Source organism: Pseudomonas sichuanensis (assembly GCF_003231305.1).
Classification (GTDB): Bacteria; Pseudomonadota; Gammaproteobacteria; order Pseudomonadales; family Pseudomonadaceae; genus Aquipseudomonas; species Aquipseudomonas sichuanensis.
Genome location: NZ_QKVM01000015.1, coordinates 53,845 through 79,843 on the forward strand (window position 1 = coordinate 53,845; position 25,999 = coordinate 79,843).

A 25,999-nucleotide genomic window follows, 5' to 3' on the forward strand; every position below is an offset into this window, starting at 1 on the left:
CTTCGTCATGACCAGCCCGATTCCAAAATCCGTCACCCCGCCAGCCGCGGTTGACCAAAGTTTGCTCTACCCCTCGCCCTACAAGGAGTTCTGGCAGGCCTTCTCGCGCAACAAAGGCGCGGTGGCCGGCCTAGCCTTCATGACCCTGGTGGTGTTCTGCGCACTGTTCGCCCCCTGGGTGGCACCGCACAACCCCAGCGAGCAGTACCGCGACTTCCTGCTCACGCCACCGGTGTGGCTCGAAGGCGGCACCTGGCAGTTCATCCTCGGCACCGACGAACTGGGCCGCGACCTGCTTTCGCGGCTTATCCAGGGCGCACGCCTGTCGCTGCTGATCGGCCTGTCGTCGGTGGTGATGTCGCTGATCCCCGGCATCCTGATGGGCCTGTTGGCCGGGTTCTTCCCGCAGATCCTCGGCCCGTCGATCATGCGCCTGATGGACGTCATGCTCGCCCTGCCCTCGCTGCTGCTGGCCGTGGCCATCGTCGCCATCCTCGGCCCAGGCCTGATCAACACGGTGATCGCCATCGCCATCGTCTCGCTGCCTTCCTACGTGCGCCTGACCCGCGCCGCGGTGATGGGCGAGCTGAACCGTGACTACGTGACCGCCGCACGCCTGGCCGGCGCCAGCTTGCCACGGCTGATGTTCGTCACCGTGCTGCCCAACTGCATGGCGCCGCTGATCGTGCAGGCCACCTTGAGTTTCTCCTCGGCGATCCTCGACGCCGCCGCCCTGGGCTTCCTCGGCCTTGGCGTGCAGCCGCCCACCCCCGAGTGGGGCACCATGCTGGCCTCGGCGCGCGACTACATCGAGCGCGCCTGGTGGGTGGTGAGCCTGCCTGGCCTGACCATCCTGCTCAGTGTCCTGGCCATCAACCTGATGGGCGACGGCCTGCGCGATGCGCTGGACCCGAAACTCAAGAACGCCGCCTGAGGAGAACGCCATGTCACTGTTGCAGATCAACAACCTGAACGTGCGCTTCGGCGACGCCAATGCGGTACCGGTGGTGGACGGTCTCGACCTGAAGGTGGACGCCGGCGAGATCCTCGCCATCGTCGGCGAGTCCGGCTCCGGCAAATCGGTCACCATGATGGCCCTGATGGGGCTGATCGACGCCCCCGGGCGCATCACCGCCGATGCCCTCACCTTCGACGGCACCGACATGCTCAAGCTCAGCGGCCGGCAACGGCGCAAGGTGGTGGGCAAGGACATCGCCATGGTCTTCCAGGACCCGATGACCGCGCTCAACCCCAGTTACACCGTGGGCTACCAGATCGAGGAAGTGCTGCGCCAACACCTCGGGCTCAAGGGCAAGGCCGCCCGCCAGCGTGCCCTGGAGTTGCTGAAAAAAGTCGAGATCCCGGGCGCCGAAAGCCGTCTGGACGCCTACCCGCACCAACTGTCCGGTGGCATGAGCCAACGGGTGGCGATCGCCATGGCCATCGCCGGTGAACCCAAGCTGCTGATCGCCGACGAACCGACCACCGCGCTGGATGTGACCATCCAGGCGCAGATCATGGAGCTGCTGGTCAACCTGCAGAAAGAGCGCAACATGGCGCTCATCCTGATCACCCACGACCTGGCCGTGGTCGCCGAGACCGCCAAACGCGTGTGTGTGATGTATGCAGGCCAGGCCGTCGAGGTCGGCCAGGTGCCGGAACTGTTCGACATCCCCGCCCACCCTTACAGCGAAGCGCTGCTGGCGGCCATCCCCGAGCACAGCATCGGTGCCGAACGCCTGGCCACCTTGCCCGGCATCGTCCCCGGCCGCTACGACCGCCCGCAGGGTTGCCTGCTGTCGCCGCGCTGCCCTTACGTGCAGGACAACTGCCGCCGCCAACGCCCCGCCCTCGACCCACAGGCCCATAGCCTGGTGCGTTGCTTCTACCCGCTCAACCAGGAGGTGGCGTGATGGCCGTCGTTCTTTCAGCCCGTGAGCTGACCCGTCATTACGAAGTGTCCCGCGGCCTGTTCAAGGGCCATGCCCTGGTGCGCGCGCTGAACGGCGTATCGTTCGAACTGGAGGCTGGCAAGACCCTGGCCGTGGTCGGCGAATCGGGTTGCGGCAAGTCGACCCTGGCCCGTGCCTTGACCTTGATCGAGGAGCCGTCGTCCGGCTCGCTGCAGATCGCCGGCACCGAGGTCAACGGCGCCGGCAAGGCCGAGCGCAAGCAACTGCGCCGCGATGTGCAGATGGTGTTCCAGAGCCCCTACGCCTCGCTCAACCCGCGGCAGAAGATCGGCGACCAGTTGGCCGAGCCACTGCTGATCAACACCTCGCTGAGCAAGGCCGAGCGCCGCGAAAAAGTGCAGAAGATGATGGAGCAGGTGGGCCTGCGCCCCGAGCACTACCAGCGCTACCCGCACATGTTTTCCGGTGGCCAGCGCCAGCGCATCGCCCTGGCCCGGGCGATGATGCTGCAGCCCAAGGTGCTGGTGGCGGATGAGCCGACCTCGGCGCTCGACGTGTCGATCCAGGCCCAGGTGCTGAACCTGTTCATGGATTTGCAGAAGGAGTTCAACACCGCCTACGTGTTCATCTCCCACAACCTGGCGGTGGTGCGCCATGTGGCTGATCAGGTGCTGGTGATGTACCTGGGCCGGCCGGCGGAGATGGGGCCGAAGGAGGATATCTACGAAAAGCCCCTGCATCCGTACACCCAGGCACTGTTGTCGGCGACACCGGCGATCCATCCGGACCCGCTGAAGCCGAAGATCCGCATCGCCGGTGAACTGCCCAACCCGCTGAATCCGCCGGATGGCTGCGCGTTCCACAAGCGTTGCCCGTATGCCACCGAGCGTTGCGCCAAGGAGGTGCCGGCGCTGCGGCAGGTGGGTACAAGACAGGTGGCCTGCCACTACGCCGAGCAGTTCCTTTAAACCTTATCGCGGGGCAAGCCCGCTCCCACGAGTTTGCACAGGCCTCGTGGGAGCGGGCTTGCCCCGCGATTTTTTCAATGCATGAAGAACCAGATCAGGATGATCACCGGAATCGGCACGCCAATCATCCACAGCAGTATCGAGCGCATGATGCTTCTCCTCGTTCGTGGTCTACCAAGGTCCGTGCAGCGCCCGTGCCAGTTGTGTCAAAAAATGACAGCCATATGAAACAAGGCCTTAGCTGTTAAGCCGCTTTGATTCGCCGTGCAAAATGCCGGATCACCGCTTGGCCCCGAAGGCGTTCTGCAATGCCTGGCCTTGTCACCCGCAAGCGGGCCAATGCACTATCACTTCCATGACCTCTAACACCCTCCCCGACGGCCCCGGGCAAACCCCGCTCACCGCCGACACCGTCATGCGCTACCACCTGTGCTGGAAGCATCGCGACCTGGACGGGGTGATGGCGCTGTACCACCCGGATATCCAGTACCACGACTTCTTCCAGAACCGCGTACTCGGCCATGACGAGCTGCGCGACTACGTGCGCGCCTGCCTGCCCCATGAGGCCGGCGAGGACATCGTCCACAGCGACCGCATCCGCGTCGACGGCTGCACCGCGTTCATCCAGTACCAGGTCACCGTGCAGGGTGGCGAAGGGTTGGTGGCGTTCCAGTCCAGCGAGGCGATCACGGTCAAGGACGGGTTGATCTGGCGGATCAACGAATACGCAACGCTGGTGCGCCAGCACGCCAAGGGCCGCCAGGCAAGCGGCCCGCGCCCGGCCACCAGCCGCCTGGGCCTGTCGCCGCGCCAGCTGTCGACCATGGCCCAGGATCTGGAGCACTACTTCAATCACCAGCGCCCCTACCTGGACCCCGAGCTTGATCTGCAACAAGTGGCTGACGAAAGCGGCTACAGCCGCAACCAGATTTCCTACCTGCTCAACCAGGTGCTGGGCCAGAGCTTCTACCGCTACGTCAACCAGGCGCGCCTGCAGCACCTGATGGCCAGCCTCGACGACGGCAGTGTCAAAGCGCCCATCGACGAGTTGGCGTTCAATGCCGGTTTCAACTCGCTGTCGGCCTTCTACAAATGCTTCCGCGAGCACACCGGCCTGTCGCCCAAGGCCTATCTCAAGCAAATTTCCCTGCGTGCACGCACGTAAGACAGCCCTCCCCGCCCTTCACTAGCATCGGCCACAGACCCAACCGGATGTGGAGCCCGACCCGATGCAACCCCTGCGCACGATCAGCCTGTGGATGGACCAGCTCGACGAGCCGCTGTGCGCACGCCCGGCACTGCGCGAAGACCTGGACCTCGATGTGTGCATCATCGGCGCCGGCTACACCGGGCTGTGGACCGCCTACTACCTCAAGCGCCAGGCGCCGCAGCTGAACATCGCGGTGATCGAGGCCAACATCGCCGGTTTCGGTGCCTCCGGGCGCAACGGCGGCTGGCTGATGGGCAACCTGCTGGGCGAAGACCGCCTGCTGGCCAGCCTGTCACCGCAACAGCGCCGCGCCAGCATCGACCTGCTGCACGGCGTCCCCGACGAAGTGCACAGCGTGCTGCAGCGCGAAGGCATCGACTGCGACTACCGCAAAGGCGGCGTGCTCTACTGTGCGGCCCGCTACCCGGAGCAGGAACGCAGCCTGCGCGCCTGGCTGGACGACCTGTATCGCCAGGGCATGACCGAGGACGACTACCACTGGCTGCGCCCCGAGCAGCTGGATGCGCAGTTGCGCATCAGCAACCCCTACGGCGCGATCTTCAGCCCGCACACCGCGACCATCCAGCCGGCCAAGCTGGTGCGCGGGCTGGCCCGAGCCGTGGAAAACCTGGGTGTAGCCATCTACGAAAACACCCCGGCCATCGACTGGCAAACCGGCGAGGTGCGCACACCCTTGGCGCGCATCCGCAGCCACTGGGTCGTGCCGGCAGTGGAGGGCTATGCCGCCAGCCTGCCGCCGCTGGGGCGCCATCAGTTGCCGGTGCAGAGCCTGCTGGTGGCCACCGAGCCGCTGCCGGAATCGACCTGGGAGCAGATCGGCCTGAGCCAGGGGCAGGCTTTCAGCGAAAACAGCCGCCAGGTCACCTACGGCCAGCGCAGCGCCGATAACCGCCTGGTGTTCGGCGCCCGCGGTGGCTACCGCTTCGGCGGCCGGCTACGCGAAGACTTCACCCTCACCGACAGCGAAGTCGAACTGCGTCGCTACCTGTTCGGCGAGCTGTTCCCGCAACTCAAGCACGTGCGCATCACCCATTCCTGGGGCGGCAACCTGGGCATGGCCCGGCGCTTCAGGCCGCACATGCTGTGCGACCGCCAGCGTGGCATCGCCCTGTCGGGCGGCTACGGCGGCGAAGGCGTCGGTGCCACCAACCTCGGCGGGCGCACCCTGGCGGCGCTGATTCTCGGCCAGCACAACGCCCTCACCGCCCAGCCCTGGGTACACGACAACCGCCCGCTGGCCAGCCTGGCCAGCTGGCCGCCCGAGCCATGCCGCTGGCTCGGCTACAACGCGATCATCCAGAGTTTCGTCCACGAGGACCGGACCCTCGCCAGCCCGGCCAGCGCCCCCTGGCGGCGGCGCCTGGCCAGTGGGCTGGCCGACTTCATGGAAGGCTTCATGCACTGACTTCCCCTCCACCACAACAGGATCCACCGGTCATGAGCATCACCCAGTTCAAGCACACCGACAGCGCCATCCTGGAGAGCAGCAACCCGGTCGCCGTGCCCCTCGGCGAGCCGGTCGCCGTCACCTCGGTCACCTGCGTCGAGCGCAGCGACGGGGTCGAGACCGGCATCTGGGAATGCACCCCAGGGCGCTGGCGGCGGCAGATCGTGCAACAGGAGTTCTGCCATTTCATCAAGGGCCGCTGCACCTTCACCCCCGACGGTGGCGAGCCCCTGGTCATAGAAGCCGGAGACGCACTGATGCTACCGGCCAACAGCGTCGGCACCTGGGACATCCAGGAGACCGTGCGCAAGACCTACGTTCTGATCTTCTGATCCGCTGATCGCCTGCCTTCGATAACAACAGACAAAGCAAGGTAACCCCGACATGCGCACGCTCCTTCTCGCTCCCCTGATGCTGGCCGCCAGCGTGGCCAGCGCCGCCGACTCGGTGAAGATCTACAACTGGTCGAGCTACATCGCCCCCGACACCCTGAAGAACTTCCAGCAGGCCAGTGGCATCGTGCCGACCTACGACGTGTTCGACAGCAACGAGACCCTCGACGGCAAGCTGATGACCGGCAACTCCGGCTACGACGTGGTGTTCCCCTCCAACCACTTCATGGCCCGGCAGATCCAGGGCAAGGCCCTGAAGAAGCTCGACAAGTCGCAGTTGCCCAACTGGAAGAACCTCAACCCGGTGCTGCTCAAGGCCCTGGAAGTCAACGACCCGGGCAACCAGTACGGTTTTCCGTACCTGTGGGGCAGCACTGGCATCGGCTACAACATCGACAAGGTCAAGGCGGTACTGGGCGACAACGCCCCGGTCGACTCCTGGGACCTGATCTTCAAGCCCGAGTACATCGGCAAGCTGAAAAGCTGCGGCGTGGCGGTGCTGGACAACGGCCCCGAACTGCTGCCGATCGCCCTGCATTACCTGGGCTTGCCGCAACACAGCCAGGACCCCGCCGATTACGACAAGGCCAAGGCGCTGCTGATGAAGGTGCGCCCGTACATCAGCTACTTCCATTCATCGAAGTACACCGGCGACCTGGCCAATGGCGATGTGTGCGTGGTGGTGGGTTTCTCGGGCGACGTGCTGCAGGCGAAGAACCGCGCCGAAGAGGCGAAGAACGGGGTGAAGGTGGGGTATTCGATCCCCAAGGAAGGCGCACCGTTGTGGTTCGACATGGTCGCCATGCCGGCCGATGCCCCGGACGAAAAGGCCGGCTACGCCTACATGAACTACCTGCTGCAGCCTGAGGTGATGGCGGGCATCAGCAATTTCGTGCAGTACGCCAATGGCAACCAGCAGGCCGACGCGAAGGTGGACCCGGCCATCAAGGGCAACACGATGATCTACCCGAGCGAGGATGTGATGGGCAAGCTGTATGCCCTGGAGGCGATGCCGGCGAAGATCGACCGCATTCGCACGCGGATCTGGACCAGCATCAAAGCCGGCAACTAGAAACTACGTGGGAGCGGGCTTGCCCCGCGATAGCGTCCGATCAGGCATTGCCTCTGCCTGGATTGACGCCATCGCGGGGCAAGCCCGCTCCCACAGAGTCAGGCTTGGGCCTTCAGTATCAGTGATGCTCGCGGGTCGCGCGGAACTTCACATCCGGCCAGCGCTCTTCCATCAGCGACAGGTTGACCCGGGTCGGCGCCAGGTAGGTCAGGTGCCCGCCGCCGTCGATGGCCAGGTTCTCCATGGCCTTGTTCTGGAAGTCCTCGAGCTTCTTCTTGTCATCGCAGCTGATCCAGCGCGCCGACCACACGGTGATGGGCTCGTAGGCGCACTCGACCTTGTACTCTTCCTTCAAGCGGCTGGCGACCACGTCGAACTGCAGCACACCGACCGCACCCAGGATGATGTCGTTGCTGCGCTGGGGGAAGAACACCTGGGTCGCACCCTCTTCGGCCAACTGCTGCAGGCCTTGGCGCAGCTGCTTGGATTTCAGCGGGTCCTTCAGGCGCACGCGGCGGAACAGCTCCGGGGCGAAGTGCGGGATACCGGTGAAGCCCAGCGCCTCGCCTTCGGTGAAGGTGTCGCCGATCTGGATGGTGCCGTGGTTGTGCAGGCCGATGATGTCGCCGGCGAAGGCTTCTTCGAGCTGTTCACGCTCGGAGGAGAAGAAGGTCAGCGCATCGCCGATGCGCAGGTCCTTGCCGGTACGCACGTGGCGCATCTTCATGCCCTTTTCGTACTTGCCCGAGCAGATGCGCATGAAGGCGATACGGTCGCGGTGTTTCGGGTCCATGTTCGCCTGGATCTTGAACACGAAGCCCGAGAATTTCTCTTCCACCGGCTCCACGGTACGCTCGTGGGCCACACGTGCCAGCGGGCGCGGCGCCCAGTCGACCACCGCGTCGAGCACATGGTCGACACCGAAGTTGCCCAATGCGGTACCGAAGAACACCGGGGTGAGCTGGCCGTTGATGAACTCGTCCTGGTCGAACTCGTGGCAGGCGCCCTGCACCAGCTCAAGTTGCTCGAGGAAGCGTTCGTATTCGTCACCCAGGTGCGCGCGGGCTTCATCGGAGTCGAGCTTTTCGATGATCTTCACCGCGGTACGCTCGTGGCCGTGGCCCGGGGTGTAGACGATGATGTAGTCGCCCGCCAGGTGGTACACGCCCTTGAAGTCGCGGTAGCAACCGATCGGCCAGGTGATCGGCGCGGCCTTGATCTTCAAGACCGCCTCGATTTCGTCGAGCAGTTCGATCGGGTCGCGGATATCACGGTCGAGTTTGTTGATGAAGCTGACGATGGGCGTGTCGCGCAGACGGCAGACGTCCATCAGGGCGATGGTGCGCGGCTCTACACCCTTACCGCCGTCGAGCACCATCAGCGCCGAGTCCACCGCGGTCAGGGTACGGTAGGTGTCTTCCGAGAAGTCTTCGTGGCCGGGGGTGTCGAGCAGGTTGATCATGTGCTCGCGGTAAGGGAACTGCATCACCGAGGTGGTGATGGAAATGCCGCGCTGCTTCTCCATTTCCATCCAGTCGGAGGTGGCGTGGCGGTCGGACTTGCGCGACTTCACGGTGCCCGCGACGGAGATCGCCTTGCCCATTAGCAGGAGCTTCTCGGTGATGGTGGTCTTACCGGCGTCGGGGTGGGAAATGATTGCGAAAGTGCGGCGCTTCGCGACTTCGGCGGCCTGGTTGGTCATGGGAAATCGCCTGACTGGGGGATTAAAAAAGGGGCCGTATCATACCTGAAGTTGGGCTGGGACCAAAATCTGCGGAACCAGCGGCACCCGTTCCGGCCCATTCGCGGGTAAACCCGCTCCCACAGGTACTGCACTTGGCCGGAGGTCAGTGAAAAGCTCAGGCGCTGCATGGGTATCGCACAAGGCTTGGGGCAATGCAGAACCCTGTGGGAGCGGGTTTACCCGCGAAAGGGCCGGCACTGCCACAACAAATTCATCAGGCAACCGCTTCATCACGACAAATAGCCACAGCACAGTTATTTCAACGCCTGTGGCGCATTAACATGCTGTTTTATCTCGCCAAAATCCCCTCACCCCAGTGATTAACACTGGCCAAATGCCGCCTCAGATGGGAACCTTTACGCCCACGGAGACGTCCACTCCCCTGCAACCCGCTTCGGTTGGGGGATTGGTTTCATCAGCATTTTCGGGCCCGACGGGGTTCGGCTCATGGCGTGATCGCGGCGTTCTGCCCGCCTCACGCTGCTACTCGCGTTCACACCGCCCGCCGCCAGGAATGGCCGGCCACACGGGGGTGCGAGCGCCGACTACAAGAAGGAGTCCGCCTGTGGCTGCACGCTACGGAAAAGGGCTGTTGGGATGGGCCGCCGTGCTCGTCATCCTGGCCCTGCTGGTCCACTGGATCGGCATCGATACGATCGCCCGCTACCGCGACGATCTTGCTTTCTACCTGCAAGCGCACCTGGTCCTGGTGCTGGCTTCGATGGCGGCGGCGTTGGCCGTGGGCATCCCCGCCGGCATTGCCCTGAGTCGACCGCATCGGGTCGACAAAGCCGAACGCTTCATGCAGTTTTTCAACATTGGCAACACCATTCCTCCCCTGGCCGTCCTGGCCATCGCCCTGAGCGTTCTGGGCATCGGCGCAGGGCCTGCGATCTTCGCGCTGTTCCTCGCCTCGCTGCTGCCCATCGTGCGCAACACCTACGAGGGCCTGAAAAACGTCCCTGCCTCGCTCAAGGAAGCCGCCACCGGCATCGGCATGACCCCGCGCCAGCAGTTGTGGCAGGTGGAGCTGCCCAACGCCGTGCCGATCATCGTCGGCGGCGTGCGGGTGGCCCTGGCCTTGAACGTGGGCACCGCGCCCCTGGCGTTCCTGATCGGCGCCAACAGCCTGGGCAGTTTGATCTTCCCCGGCATCGCCCTGAACAACCAACCGCAGCTGTTGCTCGGTGCCGCATGCACGGCACTGCTGGCCTTGGTGCTTGACGCGTTGGTGAGTGCCTCCAGCAAGCGCTGGCTGGAACGTGGCCTGGCCCACTAAAAAAGGGAACCCATGAACAAGACAATCGCCTTGCTGCTGGGCGCGGCCCTGCTGTACGCAGGATTTGCCCAGGCAGCGGAAAAACCGCTGATCCACGTCGGCGCGCGGATGTTCACCGAACAGACCGTGCTCGCCGAAATCACCGCCCAGTACCTGCGTGCCCACGGCTTCGAGGTACGCGTAACCACCGGCCTTGGCAGCAACATCGCACGCCAGGCGCAGGAGACCGGCCAGCTCGACCTGATGTGGGAATACACCGGCGTGTCGCTGGTGTCCTACAACCATATCGACGAGCGCATGCCCAACGCAGACGCCACCTACGACCGGGTGAAAGCACTCGATGCCAAAAAGGGCCTGGTCTGGCTGACCCCGTCGAAGTTCAGCAACACCTATGCCCTGGGCCTGCCCAAGCAGGTTGCCGAGGCCTATCCGCAGATCAACACGATCAGCGACCTCAACCGGGTACTGCACGACGAGCACCAACGCCTGCACCTGGTCGCGCTGGACACCGAGTTCGCCAACCGCCCCGATGGCCTGGTCGGCCTGCGCGAGCTGTACGGCCTGCCGCTGGACCGGCGCAACATCCGTCAGATGGACGGCGGCCTGGTGTACACCGCGATGCGCAATAACCAGGTATTCGCCGGCCTGGTCTATACCACCGACGGGCGCCTGAACGCGTTCAACCTCAAGCTGCTCGAAGACGACAAGCACTACTTCCCCGACTACACCGCCGCCCCGGTGCTGCGCCAGGCCGTGCTCGACGCCCACCCGCAACTGGCCACGCTGCTCAAGCCACTGGCCGAACAGCTCGATGACGAGACCATGCGCCAGCTCAACGCCAAGGTCGATGTCGAGCACCAGAGCCCGACCGTGGTCGCCGCTGCGTTCCTGCAAGCGCACCCACTCAGCGAGGTCACCCCATGAACCTGCTCGACACCTTCGCCCACCTGGACTGGGCCCAGGTCCTGCAACTGACCGGGCAGCACATCACTCTGGTCGGCGTCGCAGTGGGCCTGGCGATCCTGGTCGGCGTGCCGCTGGGCATCCTGATGACCCGTTTCCCGTCACTGGCCGGCCCGCTGCAGGCCAGTGCCACGGTGCTGCTGACCATCCCGTCGATCGCCCTGTTCGGCCTGCTGCTGCCGTTCTACTCGAAGTTCGGCCAGGGCCTCGGCCCGCTGCCGGCCATCACCGCGGTGTTTCTTTACTCACTGCTGCCGATCCTGCGCAACACCTACCTGGCCCTGACCAATGTCGAGCCGGGTATCCGTGAGGCTGCGCGCGGCATCGGCATGACCTTCGGCCAGCGCCTGCGCATGGTCGAACTGCCCATCGCCGTGCCGGTGATCCTCGCCGGCGTGCGCACCGCCGTGGTGATGAACATCGGCGTGATGACCATCGCCGCCACTATCGGCGCCGGCGGCCTGGGCGTGCTCATCCTCACCTCCATCAGCCGCAGCGACATGTCGATGCTGCTGGTCGGCGCCGTGCTGGTCAGCCTGCTGGCGATCATCGCCGACCTGCTCCTGCAAACCCTACAACGTGCCCTGACTCCAGAAGGACTGCGCCCATGATCGAACTGAAGAACCTCAGCAAGACCTTCCACGCCAACGGCAAGGAGGTCAAAGCCGTCGATGCCGTGAGCCTCACCGTCAACGAAGGCGAGATCTGCGTGTTCCTCGGCCCCTCGGGCTGCGGCAAGAGCACCACGCTGAAAATGATCAACCGCCTGATCACCCCCACCTCGGGCCAGGTGTTCATCAATGGCGAGGACACCAGCGGGCTGGACGAAGTGACCCTGCGCCGCCATATCGGTTACGTGATCCAGCAAATCGGCCTGTTCCCCAACATGACCATCGAGGAAAACATCACCGTGGTGCCGCGCCTGCTTGGCTGGGACAAACATAAATGCCACGACCGCGCCCGCGAACTGATGAGCATGATCAAGCTGGAGCCCAAGCAGTACCTGCAGCGCTACCCGCGCGAGCTGTCCGGTGGCCAGCAACAGCGCATCGGGGTGATCCGCGCACTGGCCGCCGAGGCGCCGGTGCTATTGATGGACGAACCATTCGGTGCGGTCGACCCGATCAACCGCGAGCTGATCCAGAACGAGTTCTTCGAGATGCAGCGGGCGCTGAACAAGACCGTGATCATGGTCAGCCACGACATCGACGAGGCAATCAAGCTGGGTGACAAGATCGCCATCTTCCGCGCCGGCAAGCTGTTGCAGCTGGATCACCCGGACACCCTGCTGGCGCATCCGGTGGACGACTTCGTCAGCAACTTCGTCGGCCAGGACAGCACGCTCAAGCGCCTGCTGCTGGTGCGCGCCGAAGATGCGGCGGACAACGCGCCGTCGGTGAGCCCACAAACGCCGGTGGCCGATGCGCTCGAGCTGCTGGATGAGCACGACCGCCGCTATGTGGTGGTGACCGACGGGCAGAACAAGGCGCTGGGCTATGTGCGCCGGCGCGACATGCATCGCCAGCAGGGCACCTGCGGGGACTTCCTGCGACCGTTCAACGCCACGGCATCGCACGATGAACATCTGCGCATCCTGCTGTCGCGGATGTACGAGTTCAACCGCGCGTGGTTGCCGGTGCTGGATGCCGAGCAGGTGTTCCTCGGGGAGGTGACGCAGGAGTCGATTGCCGCCTACCTGAGCTCGGGCCGCTCGCGGGGGGCCAAGACCAGCATCGTATCGCCGGCTGAGGCCGTGGCCTCCTGATACGCCCAATCGCGGGGCAAGCCCGCTCCCACGATCTGCGACCTGGCGTGGGAGCAACTGTCTTGCTCACAACTTAAAGACCTGGCGCGATCCCTGTGGGAGCGGGCTTGCCCCGCGATGAAGGCAACGTCGGATCAGAACCCTACACTGGCCTGCACATAGAACGTGCGCGGCTCACCCACATAGATCCCCGAGTTGTTGTCGCTGGAGCGGGTGAAGTACTGCTTGTCGAACAGGTTCTTCACCCCGGCGGCCAGCTTCAGGTTGGACAGCTGCGGCCCGAAGTCATAGCCACCCCGGGCATGCCAGGTGACGTAGCCCGGGATATCGCCGTACTGCCCATCGGCACTCGGTTCGGTGATGTAGTTGCCGGTGAACTGGCCGGTCTTGGTCATGCCGGTACCCGGTGCGCGCTGCCCGGACTGGGCGAACGCATCGAGGTTCCAGGTCCAGCGATCGACCTGGTAACGCAGCCCGGCAGTCGCCACCTGACGCGAGTAGAACGGCAGGTCGCGGCCTTCGAAGCCGGGGATTTCACCCTCGTAGGTGGCACGGGTGTAAGTGTACCCAGCATTCACCGACAACCCTTGCAGGCGCGGGTCCAGCCCGGCCAGGTCATAGCGCGCCGACGCCTCGATCCCCTGGTGCGTGGTGGCGCCGAGGTTGGTCCAGCCCACCGTGTTGCTGATGTACTGCAACTCGTCATCGAAGTCGATGTAGAACGCCGTCAGCTCACCGGCGAAATGACCATCGTCATAGCGCGTGCCAAGCTCGTAGGTCTTGGCCTTCTCCGGTTGCAGGCCATTGGCAGTGCTGTCGCCGCTACCGCCCTGGCCCAGCTGGAAGTACTGCAGGCTGCCGAACGAGGTCTCGTAGTTGGCGAACAGCTTCCACGCATCGGACAGGTGGTACATCACGCTCAGCGCTGGCAGCGGCTCGTTGCTGGTGATGCTGCGGTTCTTCTCTGGCACCGGCTTGCGGCTGTCGTCCAGCACCGGGCGGTCGCGCCAGTCGGTGTTGATGTGCTCGAAGCGGATACCCGGGGTGATGGTCCAGTTGCCCACGTCGATCTTGTCATCGATGTAGTAGGCGCTGGCTTCGGTGCCGCCGCTGCGGTCCTGGAACACATGGCCGTCGGACTTGGCCGTCTGGGTCGGCACATTGTTGATCAACGACAATCGGGTCGATTGCTCGCGCATGGCCTCCTTCAGGTAGCGGTAGCCAACGCTGACCTCCTGGGTGGTCGGGCCGACGAAGAACACCCGCGACAAGCGCGGCTCGACGGCGAAGGTGTGGTAGTTGCGCGGGTACGACGACAGGGTCGTCATTTCGCTGGAGGCGATGGTGCTGCCACGGAAACTGTCGGTGTAGTAGGTCAACACCTCGAACTGAGTGGCGTCGTCGAGCTGGCGCTGCCACTTGAACGACACGTCCTTGCGCCGGCCGGCGAAGTAGTCGTAGTCACGCAGCGACTGGTAGGGGTCCTGGTCGTACTGGGCCTGGGTCAGGCCGCCGGGCATGTCGGCGCGGCCATCGTAGTAGTGGAAGTTCAGCCAGAACTCGTCGACATCGGTCGGCGCCCAGTGGGTCTTGAGCAGCACATCGTCGATGTCGTTGTCGTTGTTGCTGCGCCGGTAACCGTTGCCGTTGACGCCGCTGTACAGCAGCGCGACGCCGATGCCGTTGTCGGCGGTGCCGCCGAGGAAGGCCGACTCGGTGTGTTTCCAGCCGCCGTAACGCGAAGTTTCAAGGGTGGTCGCCAGCTCGCCGCTGGCCTTTTCGGGGATCGCCCGGGTGACGAAGTTGATCACCCCGCCGACGTTCTGCGGGCCATAGCGCACCGAGCCTGCACCACGCACCACGTCGATGCTGTCGAGGTTGCCCGAGGAGATCGGCGCCATCGACAACTGCGGCTGGCCATAGGGCGCGAAGGCGGCCGGAACGCCGTCGATCAGCACGGTCGAGCGCGGCGACAGGCGCGAGGTGAGGCCACGCACGCCGACGTTCAGCGACAGGTCGCTGCCGCCGGTGCCGTTGGAGTCCTGCACCTGCACCCCGGGGATGCCACGCAGGGCATCGCGCACGTTCATGGTGCCCTGCTCCACCATCGCCTCGCGGCGTACCACGGTGCGCGCGCCGGGGTGGTTCTGCACCACGCTCTGCTGGGCATCGCCCAGCCAGTCACCGACCACTTTCACATCGGTGGGCGCCAGCTCCAGGGTGCCGGTTGTCAGTGTCCCGGCGACTGCCGCCGGCTTGACCACCACGGTATCGGCCGACTGCTCGAAGGTCAGCCCGCTGCCTTGCAGCAGCTGCTGCAGAGCCTGTTCCGGGGCCAGGTCGCCGGACACCGCCGGGGCCTCTTTGCCCGCCACCAGTTCGGGGCTGAAGAACAGCTGCAGGTTGGTTTGCTGGCCCAGTTGCTTGAGGGCGGTCGCCAGCGGCTGGGCCTGGATCTGGATACTGTCGGCGTAGCTGTTGGTGGCGGCAGCGCTGACCGCCAGGGCCAGCGCCAGACGGCGGAGCTGGAGAAGGGGCTTGTTGTTGTTCACGTCTTCGAGAAATCCTGAAAGGTCGGATAAACGCCAACCGCATGCAAATGTAAATGCTTGGCAGTTGCAGCTGGCGGGGAAGACGAACGGGCGAAAAAAAACCTGAATCTATTTTGAAATTATTTCGCTGGAGCCGTCCGGGTGCTGCTTGATCGCCACCGGCAGGATGCTCGGCAAGGCGCGCAGCAGGGCGTCCGGATCGTCGATGCTGAAGGTGCTGGACAGGCGCAGGCCGGCCACTTTCCCCGGTGCAACCTTCAAGGGCTGGGCCCGGTAGCGCGAGACTTCCTTGACCACCTCGCTGAGCGGGGCGTTGTCGAACACCAGCTTGCCCTGCCGCCAGGCGGTGAGCGCATTGGCGTCGATGGCGTAGGGCGCGGCGACATGACCCTGGGTATCGATGTGAGAACCCTGGCCGGCGCCCAGCTGTGCCAGCGAACCGCCCGTGCCCTGAACCCGCACCGAGCCCTGCTCCACCGCCACCCGAGTGCTGCCCGGATCCTGACGCACGTCGAAACGGGTACCGGTCACGGTCACCTCACCCTGGGCCGTACCGACCACGAAAGGTCGGCTGCTGTCGTGGGCAACGATGAACATCGCCTCACCCTGGCTCAGTCGCACCTGTCGGCGGCCTGGGCTGAACGCCACGTCCACCCGGGTCGCGCTGTTGAGCTCCAGATGCGAACCATCCGGCAACTCGAACTGACGTCGCTCGCCCAGGGTGGTCTGCAAGATTTCGTGATGATTGAGCCGCTGGTACTGCCAGCCGCTCCAACCCAGGCCCAGGGCGGCGATCGCCACGCCGGCCGCCAAGGCCTGGCGCAGCACCCGTCGGCGTGGCAACTGGCGCACCGGCTCGGCAGCGCACAACGCTTCAAGGCGCTGACGGGGAATAAAGTCGGCCGCGCCCCATAGCCGCACCAGCAACTGGTATTCCTCGCGATGCCGGGCATCCTGCTCCAGCCACGCACCCAGGGCCGCCAGCATATCGCCATCGCCCGGCGCATCCTGGACGCGGGCAAACCATGCCGCGGCCTGCTCGCGCACGGGATCGATAACGTGCTGTTTCATCAATGGGGTCTCCTGACTCATCTGGCCGACACATCCAGGTGCTCACGCAGATGTCGGAGCGTGCGGATCATATACTTTTCGACCATGTTCTTGCTCAAGCCCATGCGCTCGGCGATCTCGGCCTGGCTCAGGCCTTCGAGCTTCTGCCAGACGAACACCTGCCGGCAGTTGAGTGGCAGCTCGGCCAGCGCCCGCTCGACACTGTCGGCCAGCTCCAGGGCATGCACGTAGGCTTCCGGATCATCACCCGCCGCCGCTTCGTCGTCGAAACCTTCCAGCACCAGGGCCTGGCGGCGGTCTTCGCGGCGATAGCCATCGACAGCGATATTGCGTGCGGTCTGGTGCAGGTAGGCGCGTGGTTGCTCGACCTGATCGCGCGGATTTTCCAGAACCCGCACGAAGGCATCATGGGTGAGGTCCTCGGCCTGCTGACGACTGCGCAACTTGCGCGTCCAGGTGCCGATCAGCTCGTGATAGTGGTCGAGGAAGCCTTTGTGTCCGGACACGGTAGGTGATCATCAGGCAGGCAGATAAGGGTGCGAATAGTAATGTTTCTCATCAAAAGCGGCAATTCCACCAGTCGGTAACAAAAAATTTATTACGAGTTTCATGCACGTGAGTGCCAGGAAACCGTGGCCATAAATATGAACACCTCGGCCCCCTTCGCGGGTAAACCCGCTCCCACAGTAATCGCGCAATCCCTGTGGGAGCGGGTTCACCCGCGAAGGGACCAACCCGGTCTATTCCACAATATTTAACGCTTCAAACATCCCGGGGAACATCTGCCGGTCACACGAGTCGGTTATTCAGGTAGCTGCTCGTCGATCCACGGCGAACCCACCGGGATTGCCTGTTGATCTTGCTGGAATCACGCCCTAAAGTGCGCGCCGAACGTCCATGCTGGAAACGATCCATCCGGCTCAAGTACTGACGACGAGACAGCAAGGTCACCCGCAGCCACACCCTGGCACGGTTGACCTTTTTGCTTTCGGCGACATGCCTTGGGAAGTAGGCGAACCAAAGTGGGGATACGGAGGACGTTCAGTTTGCAGCCACTTATTCTTTCAGTTTGCCCATGGAGCCCTTGAGCATGTCGATCCAGGTCGAAGACTATTTCGCGCGTGACACCTTCCAGAAAATGAAGGCGTTCGCCGACAAGCAGGAAACCCCGTTCGTACTCATCGACACCCAGATGATCAGCCAGGCCTACGACGACCTGCGCGCCGGGTTCGAATTCGCCAAGGTCTACTACGCAGTCAAGGCCAACCCGGCCGTCGAGATCATCGACCTGCTCAAAGAGAAAGGCTCGAGCTTCGACATCGCCTCGATCTACGAGCTGGACAAAGTGCTTGGCCGTGGCGTCAGCCCCGACCGCATCAGCTACGGCAACACCATCAAGAAGTCCAAGGACATCCGCTACTTCTTCGATAAAGGCGTGCGCCTGTTCGCCACCGACTCCGAAGCCGACCTGCGCAACATCGCCAAGGCCGCGCCGGGCTCGAAAGTCTACGTGCGTATCCTCACTGAGGGCTCCACCACCGCCGACTGGCCGCTGTCGCGCAAGTTCGGCTGCCAGACCGACATGGCCATGGACCTGCTGATCCTCGCCCGCGACCTGGGCCTGGTGCCGTACGGCATCTCCTTCCACGTTGGCTCGCAGCAGCGCGACATCAGCGTGTGGGACGCCGCCATCGCCAAGGTCAAGGTGATCTTCGAGCGCCTGAAGGAAGAAGACGGCATCGAGCTGAAGCTGATCAACATGGGTGGCGGCTTCCCGGCCAACTACATCACCCGCACCAACAGCCTCGAGACCTATGCCGAAGAGATCATTCGCTTCCTCAAGGAAGACTTCGGTGACGACCTGCCGGAAATCATCCTCGAGCCAGGCCGCTCGCTGATCGCCAACGCCGGCATCCTGGTCAGCGAAGTGGTGCTGGTGGCACGCAAGTCGCGCACCGCGGTCGAGCGCTGGATCTACACCGACGTGGGCAAGTTCTCCGGCCTGATCGAAACCATGGACGAGGCCATCAAGTTCCCGATCTGGACCGAGAAGAAAGGCGAAACCGAAGAAGTGGTCATCGCCGGCCCGACCTGCGACAGCGCCGACATCATGTACGAGAACTACAAGTACGGCCTGCCACTGAACCTGGCCATCGGCGACCGCCTGTACTGGCTGTCCACCGGTGCCTACACCACCAGCTACAGCGCGGTGGAATTCAACGGCTTCCCGCCGCTGAAGGCTTACTACCTGTAACTGAAAACGGGGCCGCAAGGCCCCGTTTTCACATGTGCGATAAAGACTTAAAGCGGCTCTTCGACACCCATCTGCAGAATTTCCACATCGAACAGGGCAGACGGACCCGCGCCCGTGCACAGGTAGCTGCCCATGCGCCCGGTGGTCCAGGCAGCCTTGTCCCAGCGCACCCCCACCCCTGTGCCATCGAGGGTGGTCATACGCACCTTGCCGTCATCGGTCTGCGCCACGCGCCAAAGTGGGCCCACGATGGGGGTGAGCTCATAGAAGCCGAGGTAACCGTTGGTGCTGATGTCGACCCGCTGGTTGTACATCGGATGCGCACTGTTGCTGCTCCACAGACGGACCTCGTAGACATGCCCTTCGTCGCCGTACTCCACGGCGCCGAACCACAGCTTCAGCGCATCGCGGTCCTGGCGGGAGGTGGTCAGCCAGGTGTTCTGATGCCAGCGGACGCTGCCGTTGTAGCCCGGGCTGTACTCCCAGCGCCCTACAGGCCCCGGATACTTGGTGTTGAGCACGTTCAGACGGGCAATGAAGGAGTGTTCGATGATGTAGGGTTCAGCCATGGTGCAACTCCTGTGGGAAAGTCGCCTCAGCATGCTCGTCACCCCACGCACACTTAAGATCGAAGGTTTTCCCCTGCACCGGCACGCAGCTCGAGCTCGCCGGTATAACGGGCCGCCTGAGCAGACAGCAGCGGTCCGGCCGCCAGCAGGAGCGCCTGGCTGCTGCGCAGGAAGTTCAGGTTGCCCTCACGGCAGGCTCGTTCGAACCAGGGCTGCGCCTCGTCCATCTGGCCACGCTCCACCAGCACCATCGCCAGGCTGAACATGCCGCGAAAATCCCCCGCCTGCGCCGAACGCCGGTACCAGCGCACGGCACGGGCCGGGCTCGCCGCCGTGGCGATGCCCTGTTCCAGGTAGCGCCCGTACAGGTTCATCGACTTGGCATGGCCCTGTTGCGCGGCCTTCTCGTAGCAGGCCAATGCCTGGACTTGGTCTGCCGGCAATCCCCGCCCGGTGGCCAGCAGATTCCCCAGGTTGTAGAGGCCCCAGTCCAGGCCAGCGTCAGCTGCGCGCGCGTAATGAATGGCCGCCTGGGCAAGGTTCACCTCGCCACCCCAGCCATGCTCCAGGCAACGTCCGAGCATGTTGTGGGCCATCGCACTGCTCCCTTGGGCGGCGATGCCGAACCAGCGCCGGGCTACTTCGGCATCCTGTTCGATACCACGCCCGTCGAGCAGTATCTGCCCCAGCAGCAACTGTGCCTCGACCACGCCCTGCCCTGCCGCCGCGAGAATGGCCTGGGCGGCCTGGCCTGGGCTGTGTTCGAGCATGGCCTGCAGCCCGGCCAGGTCCACCACCTGTTCACGACGCAACTGATAGGACACGGCTCAGACCTCGGCCCAGCGGCGCAGCAGGTTGTGGTAGGTGCCGGTCAGTTGCAGCAGCGACGGGTGCTCCGGCACATCGGCGGTGAGCTGGCGGATGGCATTGTCCATCTCGAACAGCAAGGTGCGCTGGCTGTCCTCGCGCACCAGGCTCTGGGTCCAGAAGAACGCCGCGTAGCGTTCGCCACGGGTGACCGGGTTGACCTTGTGCAGGCTGGTGCCGGGGTACAGCACCATGTCGCCCGCCGCCAGCTTGACCTGTTGCACGCCATAGGTGTCCTGGATCACCAGTTCGCCGCCGTCGTAACTGCCCGGGTCGCTGAGGAACAGCGTCGAGGACAGATCGGTGCGCACCCGCTCCGCGCTGCCCTTGGGCTGGCGCAAGGCGTTATCGATGTGGAAATCGAAATTGCCGCCTTCGCGGTAGCAGTTGACCAGCGGCGGGAACACCTTGTGCGGCAGCGCCGCCGACATGAACAGCGGGTTGCGCCACAGCCGCTCGATCAGCGCGCTGCCGATCTCCTTGGCCAGCGGATGGCCTTCGGCCAACTGCAGGTTGTGCTTGGCCTTGGCCGACTGGTAACCCGCCGTGACCTTGCCGTCGGCCCAGTCGGCCTGCTCCAGGGCCTGGCGAATACGCGAGATTTCGTCGGCGTCGAACAGCCCGGGAATGTGAAGCAGCATGGGGTGGCACCTGGCGCGGGTTAGGGGCGCCAATGATATTGATTCCCTTTTACCAATCACAAGCCCCTTTCGGACCAATCAACGCACGAACCCGTAAAAACCGTAAGGTGAAAATGTAAAGAATGTAAATTTCTAACGAATGGTAACGCTTCTCAATTGTTCCTTACATTCGCTTACATTAACATCCGCGGCCTTCAAACCTTGGGGAAGGTCAATAACAATGCGTCACGTGCCAACCGCCGTCAGTTCACCACGTCTGCTCGCCTCCGCCATCGGCCTGGCGATCACTGCCACTTCCGCTTACGCTGCCGACCCGGCCGCCAACACCGCCATCACCCTCGACGCCACCAGCGTCAACGGCAAGGCCGAGCAGGCGAACACCGAATACAAGGTCGAGAAAGTCTCTTCGCAGAAGTACACCGCACCCTTGGTGGACACGCCGCGTTCGGTCACCGTGATCCCGCAGCAGGTGATCAAGGACACCAACGCCCTGAACCTGCAGGACGCCCTGCGCACAGTGCCCGGCATCACCTTCGGCGCTGGCGAAGGCGGCAACCCGCAAGGCGACCGCCCGTTCATCCGTGGCTTCGACGCCCAGGGCGATACCTACCTGGACGGCGTGCGTGACACTGGCGCGCAAACCCGTGAGATCTTCGCCATCGAATCGGTGGAAGTGGCCAAGGGCCCGAACTCGGCCATCGGTGGCCGCGGCGCGGCGGGCGGCACCATCAACCTGGTGAGCAAGCGCGCGCACCTGGGCAACTCGCTGGACGGTGCCTGGACCTGGGGCAGCGACCAGACCCAGCGCTACACCTTCGACGGCAACTACCAGTTCAGCGATACCGTTGCCGGGCGCCTGAACCTGATGACCCACGAAAGCAACGTCGCCGGCCGCGACAAGGTCAACTACGACCGTTGGGGTATCGCCCCGTCGCTGGCCTTCGGCCTGGGTACGCCGACCCGCGTCAACCTCGACTACTACCACCTGGAAAGCGACGACCTGCCGGATTCGGGTATTCCGTACACTATCCCAGCCGGCGGCGGCAACGCTCGCACCTCGGCGCACCCGAGCAAGCCGTATGACGGTGGCGACAGCGACAATTTCTATGGCCTGACCGACCGTGACTTCCGCAAGTCGCGGGTGGACATCGCCACCTTCGCCATCGAGCACGACCTGACCGACGCGCTGACCATCAAGAACACGCTGCGCCACGGCAACAGCATGCAGGACTACATCCTGACCCAGCCGGATGACAGCCAGCGTAACGTCAACAATGGCAGCGTCTGGCGCCGCGCCAACACCCGAGTTGGTAACACCGCCACCACTACCAACCAGACCGACCTGTTCGGTGAGTTCTACCTGGGTGGCCTGAAGAACAGCTTCTCTACCGGCATTGAACTGAGCCGCGAAGAGAGCAAGCGCGAAAGCTACAACGTCGACACCAATACCAAAGGCGCAACCGCTACCACCTGCAACCCAGGCCTGATCGGCCCTGGCAGTGGCTACAACTGCACCTCACTGGGCAACCCGAACCCGGATGATCCGTGGAACGGCGCCATCTCGCGCAACTACGCCGGCACCGACACCAAAAGCAACACCCGTGCCCTTTACGTGTTCGACACCCTTGAGCTGACCCCGGCCTGGCTGTTGAACATGGGCCTGCGCTACGACCACTTCGACACCGAGTACCGTGGCTACAACGCCAACGGCACCACCACGGTGAACAGCAAGGGTGTCGCCGCCAAGGGCAAGGACACCAGCGAGTTCATCACCGGCCAACTGGGCCTGGTGTGGAAACCGGCCGACAACGGCAGTATCTATGTCTCCTACGCTACCTCCGCAACGCCACCAGGCGCACTGCTCAACGAGGGCATGGAAGCCAACCCGCTGGGCAACAGCACCGACCGCTCCGGCAACCTGCTCTCCAGCGACATGGAGCCGGAAGAAACCACCAACTACGAGATCGGCACCAAGTGGGACCTGCTCGAAGAGCGTCTGTCCCTCACCGCCGCGCTGTTCCGCACCGAGAAAGAAAACGCCCGTGTGCAGGTGGGTACCACCAGCTACGAGAACGTCGGCGAAACCCGCGTGCAAGGCATCGAGCTGTCGGCCAGCGGCAAGCTGACCAACAAGTGGCAGGTATTCGCCGGCTACACCTACATGCAGGCCCGCCAGATCGACGGCGGCCCGCTGGGCAAGGCCAACGACGGCAATCAGCTGCCGAACACCCCGAACAACAGTGCCAGCCTGTGGACCACCTACCAGGTCACGCCTAAGTTCACCGTCGGCGGCGGCGCCTTCTACGTCGATGACGTATTCGGCAGCGTGGCCAACACTACTATGGTCGACAGCTACGTACGTTACGACGCCATGGCCGCCTACAAGCTGACCAAGAACATCGACCTGCAGTTGAACGTGCAGAACCTCACCAACGAGGTCTACTACGACAAGGCGTTCTCCACCCACTTCGCCAACCAGGCGGCGGGCCGGACCGCATTGCTGACCACCAGCGTCCACTTCTAAAGGATGCAGCCCAAGCCCCGTTCATTTGCTTGAACGGGGCTTTTGCGTATCAAGGCATAATGCACGCCGCGCGGTAGGCGGCCAGACAAGGTGATCGATGTGTTGAAGAAGACGCTGTTCCAGGTGCACTGGTTGTTCGGCATCACCGCTGGCCTGGTGCTGGCGCTGATGGGCATCACCGGGGCGATCTGGTCGTTCCAGGAGGAGCTGCTGCGCGCGTTCAACGCCGAGGTGCTCAAGGTCGAGGTTCGCCAGGAGGGCGTGTTGCCGCCGGCCGAGCTGGTGCGCCGGGTCGAAACCGCGCAAGGCGACAAGGTCTCGATGCTGTGGGTGGACACCCGCGAGGGCAATGCCGCGCGGATCTTCTTCACCCCCGCGCCCGGTGAGCGCCGTGGCGAGTTGCGCTATGCCGACCCCTACACCGGCGAGCTCAAGGGCGAAGTGAGCGGGCTGGGCTTCTTCAACTTCGTATTGCAGCTGCACCGCTTCCTCGCCGTGGGCGACACCGGCCGGCAGATCACCGGTGCCTGCACCCTGATGCTGATCTTCTTCTGCCTGTCCGGCCTGTACCTGCGCTGGCCGCGCAAGGCTCTGAACTGGCGGACCTGGCTGACCCTGGACTGGGCCAAGAAAGGCCGCGCGTTCAACTGGGACCTGCATGCGGTGTTCGGCACCTGGTGCCTGCTGTTCTACTTGCTGTTCGCCCTGACCGGGCTGTTCTGGTCCTATGAGTGGTACCGCGCGGGCCTGAACAAGTTGCTGGCCGACCCACCGGCGGCCGGCGAGCAGAAGCGCGGTGAAGGCCGCGGTGGCCGCCATGGCCCGCCCAAGGTCGACAAGGACGCCCCGCCACTGGTGGTCGACTACGACGCCATCTGGGCCAACCTCAAGGACGCGGCGGGCCCTGGCCTGTCCAGCTACAACTTGCGCCTGCCCTCGGCCGGCGGCCAGCCGGCGACCCTGTTCTACCTGTTGCAGGGCGCCGACCACGAGCGCGCCTTCAACACCCTCACCCTCGACCCAGCCACCGGCCAGATCAAGCGCCACCAGCGCTACAGCGACAGCTCGTTCAAGGCCCAACTGCTGCAGAGCGTCTACGCCCTGCACGTGGGCAGCTACTTTGGCTTGCCGGGGCGAATCATCGTCACCGTGGCCAGCCTGACCATGCCGCTGTTCTTCGTCACCGGCTGGCTGCTGTACCTCGACCGTCGGCGCAAGAAGCGCCAGGTGCGTGCCGCCCGCGGCGCGGTATCTGCCGCCGCCGGCAACGGCGACAGCTGGCTGATCGGTTTCGCCAGCCAGAGCGGCTTCGCCGAGCAACTGGCCTGGCAGAGCGCCGGCCAGCTGCAGGCCGCCGGCTTGCCGGTGCAGGTGCGCCCGCTGGCCCAGTTGGGCGAAGCCGAACTGCGCCAGGCCAACCGCGCGCTGTTCGTGGTGAGTACCTTCGGCGACGGCGAAGCGCCGGACAGCGCTCGGGCCTTCGAGCGCAAGGTAATCGGCAAGCCTTGGGCACTGGAACACCTGGACTATGCCGTGCTGGCACTGGGCGACCGCCAGTACCCGCACTTCTGCGGCTTTGCCCGCCGCCTGCAGGCCTGGCTCAGTGAGCGTGGCGCCAGCAGCGCCTTCAGCGCGATCGAAGTGGATAACGCAGACCCCGCCGCGCTGCAACTGTGGCAACAAGAGCTGGCCCAACTGACCGGCGCGCATCCGGTAGCCGCGTGGCAGCCCGCCAGTTTCGGCAATTGGCGCCTGACCCGCCGTGAACTGCTCAACCCGGGCAGCCAGGGCGCACCGGTGTTCCTGCTGGGGTTGCAGGCGCAAACCCCGGCAAGCTGGGCGGCCGGCGACCTGGTAGAGATCCTGCCGCGCAATGGCCAGCACCGCGTGGCGGCGTTGCTGGCAGGCCTCGGGCTCGATCCGCACAGCCCGGTGCAACTGGGCGGCCTCGAAGAAACGCTGGCCCAGGCCTTGGCCAGCCGACAGCTGCCGGCCAGCCGCGAGCACCTGGTGGGCCTGCATGCCCAGGCGCTGGTCGATGCGCTGATCCCGCTGAGTGCCCGTGAATATTCGATCGCCTCCATTGCCAGCGATGGCGAGCTGGAGTTGATCGTGCGCCAGGAACGCCACCCCGATGGCAACCTGGGCCTGGGTTCCGGCTGGCTGACCGAGTACCTGGCGCTGGACGGCACGGTCAGCGCTCGTCTGCGCCGTAACGGCGGCTTCCACTTGCCCGACGCCGCCGCGCCGATGGTACTGATCGGCAACGGCACTGGCCTTGCCGGTTTGCGCAGCCTCTTGAAGGCACGTATTGGCGCAGGCGAGCAGCGCAACTGGCTGCTGTTTGGCGAGCGCAATCGTGCCCACGACCTGCTGTGCGGCGAAGAGTTGCAGGGCTGGTTGGCCAAGGGCGACCTGCAGCGGCTGGACCTGGCGTTTTCACGCGACCAGGCCGAGAAGGTCTATGTGCAGGATGTGCTGCTGCAGCAGGCCGCCGAGTTCAAGCGCTGGATTGATGAGGGCGCCTGTGTGTATGTGTGCGGCAGTTTGCACGGCATGGCTGCAGGGGTGGATGCGGCGCTGCAGGGCATGCTCGGTGAAACGCAGGTGCAGCAGCTGATCGAGGATGGGCGCTACCGGCGGGATGTGTACTGAAGCCTGAAAACATCGCGGGGCAAGCCCGCTCCCACGCTGTGAACTGCCCCAATCCTTGGAGGCAGCCCGTAGCGTGGGAGCGGGCTTGCCCC

General features: G+C 64.3%; 21 protein-coding genes. 14 read left to right on the forward strand and 7 right to left on the reverse strand.

From position 1 onward, the window contains the following. The first annotated feature begins 7 nt into the window (after positions 1 to 7). The 7 genes from DM373_RS10310 to DM373_RS10340 all read left to right on the forward strand — a co-directional run bounded on the left by DM373_RS10310 (position 8) and on the right by DM373_RS10340 (position 7,023). Positions 8 to 934 carry an ABC transporter permease subunit gene (locus DM373_RS10310; protein WP_110993470.1) on the forward strand — a complete coding sequence of 309 codons (927 nt, stop codon included), beginning with the start codon at positions 8 to 10 and terminating at the stop codon, positions 932 to 934. Between the two features lie 10 nt (positions 935 to 944). Further along, on the forward strand, positions 945 to 1,913 hold the full coding sequence (locus tag DM373_RS10315; RefSeq protein ID WP_110993471.1) for an ABC transporter ATP-binding protein: 969 nt from the start codon (positions 945 to 947) through the stop codon (positions 1,911 to 1,913). Beyond that, complete coding sequence (locus DM373_RS10320) at positions 1,913 to 2,881, forward strand: peptide ABC transporter ATP-binding protein (protein ID WP_110993472.1); 969 nt, start codon at positions 1,913 to 1,915, stop codon at positions 2,879 to 2,881. Before DM373_RS10315 ends, DM373_RS10320 begins: the two co-directional genes overlap by 1 nt. 355 nt (positions 2,882 to 3,236) lie before the next feature. Beyond that, on the forward strand, positions 3,237 to 4,046 hold the full coding sequence (locus tag DM373_RS10325) for a helix-turn-helix domain-containing protein (RefSeq protein ID WP_110993473.1): 810 nt from the start codon (positions 3,237 to 3,239) through the stop codon (positions 4,044 to 4,046). A 64-nt stretch (positions 4,047 to 4,110) separates the two neighbouring features. Beyond that, positions 4,111 to 5,517 (forward strand): NAD(P)/FAD-dependent oxidoreductase, encoded by a 1,407-nt coding sequence (locus DM373_RS10330; protein ID WP_110993474.1) that lies wholly within the window; start codon positions 4,111 to 4,113, stop codon positions 5,515 to 5,517. 32 nt (positions 5,518 to 5,549) lie between these two features. Further along, on the forward strand, positions 5,550 to 5,891 hold the full coding sequence (locus DM373_RS10335; RefSeq protein WP_110993475.1) for a cupin domain-containing protein: 342 nt from the start codon (positions 5,550 to 5,552) through the stop codon (positions 5,889 to 5,891). 52 nt (positions 5,892 to 5,943) lie between these two features. After that, on the forward strand, positions 5,944 to 7,023 hold the full coding sequence (locus DM373_RS10340; RefSeq protein WP_110993476.1) for a polyamine ABC transporter substrate-binding protein: 1,080 nt from the start codon (positions 5,944 to 5,946) through the stop codon (positions 7,021 to 7,023). 118 nt (positions 7,024 to 7,141) lie between these two features. Here the strand turns inward: DM373_RS10340 and DM373_RS10345 are convergent, their stop codons facing one another. Continuing rightward, positions 7,142 to 8,725: a peptide chain release factor 3 gene (locus DM373_RS10345; RefSeq protein WP_110993477.1), complete on the reverse strand. Its 1,584-nt coding sequence runs from the start codon at positions 8,723 to 8,725 to the stop codon at positions 7,142 to 7,144. Positions 8,726 to 9,332: 607 nt separating this feature from the next. Here DM373_RS10345 and DM373_RS10350 point away from each other — a divergent pair. Genes DM373_RS10350 through DM373_RS10365 form a run of 4 tightly spaced genes read left to right on the forward strand, consistent with a single transcriptional unit; the run spans position 9,333 to position 12,774 of the window. Then, positions 9,333 to 10,046, forward strand: a complete 714-nt coding sequence (locus DM373_RS10350; RefSeq protein WP_110993478.1) for an ABC transporter permease — start codon at positions 9,333 to 9,335, stop codon at positions 10,044 to 10,046. A 12-nt stretch (positions 10,047 to 10,058) separates the two neighbouring features. Next, complete coding sequence (locus tag DM373_RS10355; RefSeq protein WP_110993479.1) at positions 10,059 to 10,970, forward strand: glycine betaine ABC transporter substrate-binding protein; 912 nt, start codon at positions 10,059 to 10,061, stop codon at positions 10,968 to 10,970. After that, positions 10,967 to 11,620 carry an ABC transporter permease gene (locus DM373_RS10360; protein WP_110993480.1) on the forward strand — a complete coding sequence of 218 codons (654 nt, stop codon included), beginning with the start codon at positions 10,967 to 10,969 and terminating at the stop codon, positions 11,618 to 11,620. The genes DM373_RS10355 and DM373_RS10360 overlap by 4 nt, the downstream gene beginning before the upstream one ends. Beyond that, positions 11,617 to 12,774, forward strand: a complete 1,158-nt coding sequence (locus DM373_RS10365; protein ID WP_110993481.1) for an osmoprotectant ABC transporter ATP-binding protein OsmV — start codon at positions 11,617 to 11,619, stop codon at positions 12,772 to 12,774. Before DM373_RS10360 ends, DM373_RS10365 begins: the two co-directional genes overlap by 4 nt. Positions 12,775 to 12,908: 134 nt before the next feature. On the opposite strand, the gene DM373_RS10370 is transcribed toward DM373_RS10365, so the two are convergent. The 3 genes from DM373_RS10370 to DM373_RS10380 all read right to left on the reverse strand — a co-directional run bounded on the left by DM373_RS10370 (position 12,909) and on the right by DM373_RS10380 (position 16,903). Next, on the reverse strand, positions 12,909 to 15,326 hold the full coding sequence (locus tag DM373_RS10370; RefSeq protein WP_110993482.1) for a TonB-dependent siderophore receptor: 2,418 nt from the start codon (positions 15,324 to 15,326) through the stop codon (positions 12,909 to 12,911). 108 nt (positions 15,327 to 15,434) lie between these two features. Further along, on the reverse strand, positions 15,435 to 16,397 hold the full coding sequence (locus tag DM373_RS10375) for a FecR family protein (RefSeq protein WP_110993483.1): 963 nt from the start codon (positions 16,395 to 16,397) through the stop codon (positions 15,435 to 15,437). Positions 16,398 to 16,414: 17 nt separating this feature from the next. Beyond that, on the reverse strand, positions 16,415 to 16,903 hold the full coding sequence (locus DM373_RS10380) for an RNA polymerase sigma factor (RefSeq protein ID WP_110993484.1): 489 nt from the start codon (positions 16,901 to 16,903) through the stop codon (positions 16,415 to 16,417). Positions 16,904 to 17,487: 584 nt separating this feature from the next. Here DM373_RS10380 and DM373_RS10385 point away from each other — a divergent pair. After that, positions 17,488 to 18,651: a type III PLP-dependent enzyme gene (locus tag DM373_RS10385; protein WP_110993485.1), complete on the forward strand. Its 1,164-nt coding sequence runs from the start codon at positions 17,488 to 17,490 to the stop codon at positions 18,649 to 18,651. A gap of 47 nt (positions 18,652 to 18,698) precedes the next feature. On the opposite strand, the gene DM373_RS10390 is transcribed toward DM373_RS10385, so the two are convergent. Genes DM373_RS10390 through DM373_RS10400 form a run of 3 tightly spaced genes read right to left on the reverse strand, consistent with a single transcriptional unit; the run spans position 18,699 to position 20,728 of the window. Next, positions 18,699 to 19,220: a hypothetical protein gene (locus DM373_RS10390; protein ID WP_110993486.1), complete on the reverse strand. Its 522-nt coding sequence runs from the start codon at positions 19,218 to 19,220 to the stop codon at positions 18,699 to 18,701. A gap of 53 nt (positions 19,221 to 19,273) precedes the next feature. Then, positions 19,274 to 20,044, reverse strand: a complete 771-nt coding sequence (locus DM373_RS10395; RefSeq protein WP_110993487.1) for a tetratricopeptide repeat protein — start codon at positions 20,042 to 20,044, stop codon at positions 19,274 to 19,276. A 3-nt stretch (positions 20,045 to 20,047) separates the two neighbouring features. Then, the gene (locus tag DM373_RS10400) at positions 20,048 to 20,728 is read right to left on the reverse strand and encodes a Fe2+-dependent dioxygenase (protein WP_110993488.1); all 681 of its coding nucleotides are present in this window, start codon (positions 20,726 to 20,728) and stop codon (positions 20,048 to 20,050) included. A 220-nt stretch (positions 20,729 to 20,948) separates the two neighbouring features. Between DM373_RS10400 and DM373_RS10405 the strand changes: the two genes are divergently transcribed. Continuing rightward, positions 20,949 to 23,252 (forward strand): TonB-dependent receptor, encoded by a 2,304-nt coding sequence (locus DM373_RS10405; RefSeq protein WP_110993489.1) that lies wholly within the window; start codon positions 20,949 to 20,951, stop codon positions 23,250 to 23,252. Positions 23,253 to 23,351: 99 nt separating this feature from the next. Continuing rightward, entirely contained in the window at positions 23,352 to 25,907 is a 2,556-nt protein-coding gene (locus DM373_RS10410) for a PepSY domain-containing protein (RefSeq protein ID WP_110993511.1), read from the forward strand. The last annotated feature ends 92 nt before the right edge of the window (positions 25,908 to 25,999 follow it).